The organism is Vibrio sp. 2130-1 (assembly GCF_033339515.1).
Window position 1 is genome coordinate 1 of sequence record NZ_JAWOUT010000138.1, and the last position, 873, is coordinate 873.

At 47.4% G+C, this 873-nt stretch carries 1 pseudogene; it reads left to right on the plus strand.

Annotated features, from left to right (window positions below):
* Positions 1–873 (plus strand): annotated as a pseudogene (locus R7Q09_RS24740) (MFS transporter); the annotation flags it as partial.

Genomic DNA, 873 nt, shown 5'->3' on the forward strand with positions numbered 1-873 from the left:
ATTTATCGCCATTCTTATCGGCACGCTCGGTGCAGGCATTATTGCTTCTGCTGACAACGCGAAATATCTGGCCGCTTTCTGCGTGGTTCTATTTGCCCTGCTCGGTTACTTATCCAGTCGCTCGATTCCATTTGCTGCGGCAAGTGCCCCTGAACTTCAATTCCGTTGGCGACCTTCTCAGCAAACTAAGCACACACTGGCGATCGCGAAATCCGATCGCATCGTATTTCAATGCATCATGGCCATCAGTTGGTTTTGGTTTCTCGGTGCTGCAGATCTTACTCAGTTCCCAAACTTCACGAAGGTCTACCTGAACGGTACAGAAAGCGCCGTATCTTTCTTACTTGCACTCTTCTCAGTAGGGATTGCTCTAGGCTCACTGGCTTGCAACTGGATCTCAAATCATCGAATCGAAGTGGGCATCGTGCCAATCGGTGCCTTAGGCATCACCATCTTCGGTTACTTAATGGCGACATCAGTACCAACTGAGCTACCTGAGTTCGCAAACTTCATTGAATTTGTTCGTTTCGAGCCTTTCTGGCCTCTGTTTTTCTATCTGCTCATGATAGGAGCATCGGGCGGATTATTTATCGTCCCACTGTATGCCTTAATGCAGCACCGAGCGAAGGAGACTGAACGAGCGCAAGTGATAGCAGGTCTGAATATCTTTAACTCGCTATTTATGGTGGGCAGCGCGGTCCTTGGCATTATATGCCTAAGCGTAGTAGAGATGAGTATTCCACAACTGTTTGCGCTTCTTGCAGTGCTTAACTTCTTAGTCGCGGCATATATCTTTCTGCAAATTCCGATTTTTGTGGTTCGCTTTGCAATGTGGATGCTCACGCACACCATCTATCGTGTTAAACACAAAAA